This is a genomic window from Stenotrophomonas sp. 05L414_2, assembly GCF_056397905.1.
On sequence record NZ_JBFTOJ010000196.1, the window covers coordinates 1 to 6817 of the forward strand.

The following is a 6817-nucleotide window of genomic DNA, read 5'->3' on the forward strand; positions in this document are numbered from 1 at the left end:
CCGTAAACCCGTCCATGGGGGCTCGATGGCGCCATCCATGGCGCCAACGGTCCTGCAAGCCCACACCGCCCCACCTKTGACAGATTTCCGGTGACGGTGCGAATCATCCGGGGCCTGATCCGTTTTCCCTGGAGAACGGATCAGGCCCCTTTCTGTTCGTGGATGCCGGCGGTTGCGGGCGCCGCCCGGCGTAACTACTCCGTGAGGGTGATCGGGGTCAGGGTGACCTTGGCGTTGTTGGCCGCTCCCATCCGGTCCTGGTAGGCCTGGCCGCGCTGCAACAAGTAATAGCTGTCGATATAGTCGATGTCATTGGCAAACCACGACGTGGGCATGGCCTTGAGGATCGCGCCTGCGATGTCGGCGATGACGGCATACTCAGGAGCGAAGGCGCCCAGTGCGGCTTTGACGCCGTTGCTCAGCGCCACCAGCAGCTCCTGGTAGTTGGTATCGCCGTCATCTTCGAACAGCTGCACGTTGGCGGCGTTGAAGCGATAGTTGCCCCAGATGATCAGCGGTTGCTGCGGGGTGTAGTCGGTACCGTCGTAGTCCAGGTACGGCATGTCGACGGTGACCATCTCCGGTGCGGTGGCGCCCACCTGCAGACCGGAAACAACAGCGAACACCTCGGCTGCCCCCAGCGCCCAGGGCTCCTGGTCGTCCGCCAGGCGGATGCGGTCCAGGCGGGTGATATCCAGCGACGCCTGCGTTCCGTCAGCCGACAGCTGGATGCGTTCGGGCGATTGCAGGCCGCGAGCCTTCAGCCCCGCATTGACCAGGGCCATGCCCTCCTGCACGGCGCGCCGCGTGTCGACGTCGACGATCAGCACCGGAAAGTCCGGGGCCCGTTTCGCATCCAGTACATGCGCGCGGCCCTGCGCGTCGTATGCGGTGATCGTGGTCCAGTCGCGATCATTGCCACGCGGCAGACTGGCCACCCACAGCGGATGCGCATTGATGGCCGCCAGCGAGTGCCCCTCGGGCACGTACGCACGCAACTGCAGCAGCCCCTGCCCCTGTGCCGGGAGCCCCTTGCGCTGGCGCAGCTGGCGATCGCCAGCAGCCAGCGATGCACTGGCCAGCGTATGCGCCTGCGGATCGAAACGGCCCATCAACAATTGCACCGGCACGCCCTGCTCCGGCGCCGCATGCAGCGAGCTGCGCACTGCATCGGCGAACCCTGGCTGGGCGATCAGTGCCGCCACCTCGCGCGCACCGGCATCGGTCAGCATCTGCACATCGGCGCCGCCGGCCCTCACCGGCCCCTGCGCGAAGGCCCCCGTGCTGGCCAGCAACAGCACCAGTGCGGAAACCCGAAACCTCCATTGCTTCATCATCGACGGCCCCATCGAACGTCGCCGGCAACGCCGGCAGGAGCTTCCCACGCTACGGCGCACGCGCCATACGTTCCGGTATGTGCCGCACAGTTCCGGCAGCGTCCCGCGAAAAACAGCCGAGCGTGGGCTCGGCTCTACCCGTTCCTGATTTCCGTCGCTGGCCGCGAGAGGGCTCAGCCGTTGGCCATCCACTTCAGGATCAACCCGGTCACATACGCCAGGCCGGTACCGGTGGCATATCCGACCGTACCGAGCAGCACGCCCACCGGCGCCAGCGTCGGATGGAATGCTGCCGCCACCACTGGTGCCGAGGCGGCGGCGCCGATGTTGCCCTGCGAACCGATCGCGAAGAAGAACAGCGGCGCACGCACCAGCTTGGCCACGATCCACAGCACAAGCACGTGGGTGGCCATCCAGATGGCCCCCAGCAGGAACAGCCACGGACGATCCAGCAGCGACAACAGGTTCATCTGCATGCCGATGCAGGCGATCAGGAAATACAGGAACACGGTACCCAGGCGCGAGGCGCCTGCCGCTTCCAGCCGGCGTGCACGGGTGAAGCTGAGCGTCAGGCCCATCGCGGTGGACAGCAGGATCACCCACACAAACTGGCTGTCGAGGCTGAACTGGCTGGCCCAGCTGACATTGGCCTTGAACCAGCCCGACAGCGGTGCGGCGATGGCATGGGCCAGGCCGACGCCGCCCAGTGCCACGCCGACGATCACCATCAGGTCGGTCATGCTGGGGATGCGCGCGTTCTGTGCCTCGTAGGCGCTGATGCGCGCCTTCATCTCATCGATGGCGCGGGTGTCGGCACCGTTGCGGGCATCGATCTGCTGGGCGCGGTTGGCCATGAACAACAGGATCGCCATCCACAGGCTGGCGCAGGCCACGTCGACCACCGCGAACTGGCCGAAGGTGGTGGCATCGGTGCCGAACACTTCGCGCATGGCGACCATGTTGGCGCCACCGCCGATCCAGCTGCCGGCCAACGCGGCCATCCCGGCCCAGGTGTCGCCAGCCACGGTTTCCGGATGGATCAGCTTCATCACCTGGAAGGAGACGATGGCGCCGAGCATGATGCCGGCGGTGCCGGCGCAGAACACCAGCAGCAGCTTCGGCCCCAGCTTGGCGATGCCCTTCAGGTCGATCGACAGGGTCAGCAGGACCAGCGCCGCCGGCAACAGCACATCGCGGGCGACCGGGTTGTACAGCGAGGTGTTGTGGCCATCGATGACACCGGCGGTGTTGTAGATGGCGGGGATGAAATAGCACAGCAGCAGTGCAGGCACCCAGGCGAAGATCTTCTTCAGCAGGGGCGTCGGGCCACTGGCGGCCCAGAAGATCAGGGCAAGGGTGGCGGCGATCAGACCAAGGCCAACGATGTCGTTGCTGATCAGGGCAGTAGCGGGTTCGGTCGGCATGGGATCCTCTGTCGATCGAAAGAGCGGAAAAGAAAAGCGCCGCATAAGCGGCGCGGGTCGAAATTAACATAGTCTTCACGCAGGGTCATGCTGCGCTGCTTGCGGCAGCGCGTCGGCCTGCCGAGAATCGCTGCATTCCCTACTGGAGCCTGCCCCATGCAACTCGGCGCTTTTTCAGTCAGCCTGGCGGTGAAGGACCTGGCCACCTCACGTGCGTTCTACGAAGCGCTGGGGTTCTCGGTGACCGGTGGTGATGCGGCGCAGAACTGGTTGGTACTGCGCAACAACGGCATCGTGGTCGGCCTGTTCCAGGGCATGTTCGAGGGCAACCTGCTCACCTTCAATCCCGGCTGGGACCAGCACAAGCAGGAACTGGCGTCCTTCCAGGACGTGCGTGAGGTGCAGGCCGAGCTGGACGCCAAGGGCATCGCGCTCACGGCGCGTGCCGATCCCGATGGCGAAGGTCCGGCCTATCTGCAGCTGACCGATCCCGATGGCAACGTGATCCTGATCGACCAGCACGTGGCGCGGCCAACGGGGCGGTGACGCGGCCAGCGTGCCAAGCAAGGTTGGCACCTACCGGAACGCACGCGGCCATTGCCTGGTAGGCGTCGACCTTGGTCGACGGACAGGTCAGCCTGGCCGCGATGTACCAAAGTCGAGCGAGGCCAGGGTGCCGCGCGGCTGGCAGGGCTGCAGCTGCAGGGTCCAGCCCAGGTGCTCGCACAGCCGCGCGATCAGTTCCAGGCCGATGCCGCCGCGGTCGCCGCGCTCACCGCGGGCCATCCGCGCGTGGATCGCTGCGATCTCCTCCGGGCTCATGCCATGGCCGGGGTCCTGCAGGGTCAACACCGCTGCCGAGGTCAGGCGCAGCTCGATATGACCGCGGCCGCTGTTCTCGATGGCATTGCGCAGCAGGTTGCCGATCGCTGCCTGCACCACCGCCAGCGGCGCGACGATGTCGACCGGCGCGGCCTGGATGCCGATGCTCAGGTCCTTGTCGCCCAGCAGGTGGCGATGGTCGTCGACGATCTCCGGCAGCAGCTGGTCCAGCGCGATGCGCTCGGCACGGGCAGCCAGGCGAGCGGGATCACGCGCCAGCACCAGCAACAGCTCGATCAGCTGCTCAACGCCCTGCGCGGTACGCAGCACACGCTGCATCTGCTGTCGTGCGCGCTCAGGCAGGCCGGGCTGCTCCAGCGCCAGTTCGGCGGCACCGGTCATCACTGCGATCGGCGTGCGCAGTTCATGGCTTGCGGTACTGATGAACACCCGCTCGCGCTCGACGAACTGCTCGTTGCGATCAAGGTAATCGTTCAGCGCATCGGCGATGGTGTGCAGCTCGGAACTGCCGCGCGGATCGACGTCAATGCGCTGGCCCTGCACGCCGGGCCGCAGTGCACCGATGTGCTGGGCCAGCAGGCTCAAGGGGCGCACCATGCGCTCCATGCCGAAGGAGGCCATCAACACGGTGACGAAGATCATGATGATGCCGGCCAGCATCACCCAGCGCGTTGCGAATTGTTCAAGATCGTGGAAATCGGAGATGTCCAGGGCCAGCGCAACCCGCCCCATCGAGCCGGTATCGCGCACCATCACCGCCGTCTCGCGCTCGCCGATCATCACCCCGTCATGCAACCCCGGATGCAGGGTGCGCAGGCTGGCGGGCATGTTGGCTTCATTGAAGCGGAACAGGCTCAGCGTGTCCGAGTCCTGCCAGCGATAGTGCGGCTCGTGCTCGGTGTGCTCGACGATGCTGTCCAGTTCGGAATTGAGCAGCGCGCGCCACGCCGCGTGCTCGGCGTGTTCGTGCACGTAGTTGCCCACACTGAACACCGCCAGCGAAATCAGCGCCAGGTAGCCCAGCAGCCACCACACCACCCGCCGATACAGCGGCCCGGGCTTACGCGCCATCGTCATCGTTCCGTGCGTCCGCGCCTGCGGTGGACGCCAGCCGGTAGCCCACCCGTGGCAGGGTGTGGATCAGCTTGTCGGCAAAGGGGCCGTCCACGCTGCGGCGCAGTTCGTACACATGCGAGCGCAGCAGGTCACCGTCCGGTGGTTCGTCACCCCACAGGGCGAATTCCAGCTGCTGCCGGGTGACCGCACCCGGGCTGGCGCGCATCAGTACTTCCAGCAGCTTGCGGCAGGCCGGGTACAGGTGCAGCACCTGGCCGGCGCGCTGCGCCTCCAGGCTGGCCAGGTCCAGCACCAGGTCGCCCACCTGCAGGCGCTTGCGCGGATTGCGACCCTGCGCGCGCAGCAGCAGCGCCTCCAGGCGCACTTCCAGTTCCGGCAGTGCGAATGGCTTGGTCAGGTAATCATCTGCGCCGGCCCGGAAGCCGGCGATCTTGTCCGGCAGTTCGTCGCGTGCGGTCAGCATGATCACCGGCACTTCCGAGGCGTGCTCGGAGCGCAGCCGCCGCAGCACCTCCGGGCCTTCCATGCGCGGCAGCATCCAGTCCAGGATCACCGCGTCATACGGGTGGCTGCCGGCAAGGTGCAGGCCGGTGATGCCATCCGGGGCCACGTCGAGCACATGCCCGCGCGACTCGAAATAGTCGAACAGGTTGGCCACCAACTGGCGGTTGTCCTCGATCACCAACAGGCGCATGCACGAAACATCCACGGAAGTTCATGCCATGGTAGCGCTGCGGATGTCGGAATGCGGTCGCCATGCCGGCCGCTCCGACGGCTTTCCCACGTGCCCCTCATCAGAATGGCCGTTTTGCTCCCGGAGCCTGCCGTGCCCGTTGCCCTGCCCCGCCGTTGGCACCTGCCGCTGCTGTGGTTGTTGATCGTGATGGCGCTGGCGGCCGGGCTTGGCATGCGCCAGCCGCAGCCACCGGACGAACCACGCTTCGTGCTGGCCGCACGTGCCATGGTGGAGAGCGGCGAGTGGCTGCTGCCACACCGGGGCAGCGAGCTGTACGCCGAGAAGCCGCCGGTGTTMATGTGGCTGCAGGCCGCCGCCCACCAGGTGGTCGGCAGCTGGCAGTGGTCGTTCCTGCTGCCGTCGCTGCTGGCCGCGCTGCTCAGCCTGTGGCTGGTGTCCGACCTGGCACGCCGGCTATGGTCGCCACGGCATTCGTTGTACGCGCTTGGCGCACTGTTCTGCACCCTGCAGTTCGGCCTGATGGCCAAGCGCGCGCAGATCGACATGGTGCTGGTGGGCATGACCACGCTGGCCCTGTGGGGCCTGCTGCGCCACCTCTGCGAGCGCCGCAACCTGCCGGCCCTGTGGCTGGCCGGCTTCGCCGCCGGCGTCGGCACGGTGACCAAGGGGGTGGGCTTCCTGCCCTTGCTGATGGTGCTGCCCTGGCTGGGCTGGCGGCTGTACCAGCGCCGTCGCGGCCGGCCGGTGGACGGCCCCCACCCCGCCAGCCTGCTGTGGCTGATTCCGGCCTTCCTGCTGGGCACGGCGGTGTGGCTGGCACCGCTGGGCTGGGCGCTGCTGCATGAACCCAGTGCATCACTGCAGTCGTACGCCCACGAACTGTTGTTCAAGCAGACCGGCACSCGCTATGCCAACGCCTGGCACCATCGCCAGCCGGTCTGGTACTACCTGCAGGTGATCGCCACGCTGTGGCTGCCGGGTGCGCTGCTGCTGCCGCTGATGGTCAAACCGTGGTGGCGCCGGCTGCGTCGCGGCGACCAGCGCCAGTGGCTGCTGCTGGGCTGGGCCGCGCTGGTCCTGCTGTTCTTCACTGCCAGCCCGGGCAAGCGCGAGGTGTACGTGCTGCCGATGCTGCCGGCGATGGCACTGGCGGTGGCGCCGCTGTTGCCCGGCCTGCTGCGTCGCCTGTGCGTGCGTCGCTATCTGTTCGGCTACAGCCTGCTGCTGATGCTGGCCACCGGCGCGCTTGGCGTGATGATGCTGACCGACAGCCCCTGGGCGCAGGCGCAGCTGGCACGGCGGGCGATGCCCGACACCCTGCTGCCCGTGTTCGGAGATGGCCTGCTGACCTTCGCCATCGCCGTGGCGACGCTGGCGGTGTGGCTGCGGATACGACGCGCGGCCACGCTGGTACTGCTCACCCACGGCCTGCTGTGGAT

Annotated in this window: 6 protein-coding genes; 2 read left to right on the plus strand and 4 right to left on the minus strand. The window is 67.1% G+C overall.

Features of this window, described 5'->3' with window-relative positions:
- Positions 1-194: 194 nt before the first annotated feature.
- On the minus strand, positions 195-1334 hold the full coding sequence (locus AC1DJN_RS19415) for a DUF3103 family protein (RefSeq protein WP_161763257.1): 1140 nt from the start codon (positions 1332-1334) through the stop codon (positions 195-197).
- Between the two features lie 176 nt (positions 1335-1510).
- On the minus strand, positions 1511-2761 hold the full coding sequence (locus AC1DJN_RS19420) for a DUF819 family protein (RefSeq protein ID WP_025877087.1): 1251 nt from the start codon (positions 2759-2761) through the stop codon (positions 1511-1513).
- A 156-nt stretch (positions 2762-2917) separates the two neighbouring features.
- Between AC1DJN_RS19420 and AC1DJN_RS19425 the strand changes: the two genes are divergently transcribed.
- Positions 2918-3307, plus strand: coding sequence for a VOC family protein (locus AC1DJN_RS19425; RefSeq protein WP_025877085.1), 390 nt, complete (start codon positions 2918-2920; stop codon positions 3305-3307).
- An 87-nt stretch (positions 3308-3394) separates the two neighbouring features.
- Here AC1DJN_RS19425 and AC1DJN_RS19430 read toward each other — a convergent pair whose 3' ends face one another.
- The gene (locus tag AC1DJN_RS19430; protein ID WP_032951976.1) at positions 3395-4675 is read right to left on the minus strand and encodes a sensor histidine kinase; all 1281 of its coding nucleotides are present in this window, start codon (positions 4673-4675) and stop codon (positions 3395-3397) included.
- Positions 4665-5375 (minus strand): response regulator transcription factor, encoded by a 711-nt coding sequence (locus tag AC1DJN_RS19435; protein WP_025877081.1) that lies wholly within the window; start codon positions 5373-5375, stop codon positions 4665-4667. The genes AC1DJN_RS19430 and AC1DJN_RS19435 overlap by 11 nt, the downstream gene beginning before the upstream one ends.
- Positions 5376-5507: 132 nt before the next feature.
- Between AC1DJN_RS19435 and AC1DJN_RS19440 the strand changes: the two genes are divergently transcribed.
- Positions 5508-6817, plus strand: a 1310-nt coding sequence (locus AC1DJN_RS19440) for an ArnT family glycosyltransferase (protein WP_478039850.1), incomplete at its 3' end; no start/stop codon positions are given.

Excerpts from the sequence above, each read along its gene's own strand:
- AC1DJN_RS19415 (WP_161763257.1), bottom strand. The coding sequence starts at position 1,334 with ATGAAGCAATGGAGGTTTCGGGTTTCCGCACTGGTGCTGTTGCTGGCC.
- AC1DJN_RS19420 (WP_025877087.1), bottom strand. The coding sequence starts at position 2,761 with ATGCCGACCGAACCCGCTACTGCCCTGATCAGCAACGACATCGTTGGC.
- AC1DJN_RS19425 (WP_025877085.1), top strand. The coding sequence starts at position 2,918 with ATGCAACTCGGCGCTTTTTCAGTCAGCCTGGCGGTGAAGGACCTGGCC.
- AC1DJN_RS19430 (WP_032951976.1), bottom strand. The coding sequence starts at position 4,675 with ATGGCGCGTAAGCCCGGGCCGCTGTATCGGCGGGTGGTGTGGTGGCTG.
- AC1DJN_RS19435 (WP_025877081.1), bottom strand. The coding sequence starts at position 5,375 with ATGCGCCTGTTGGTGATCGAGGACAACCGCCAGTTGGTGGCCAACCTG.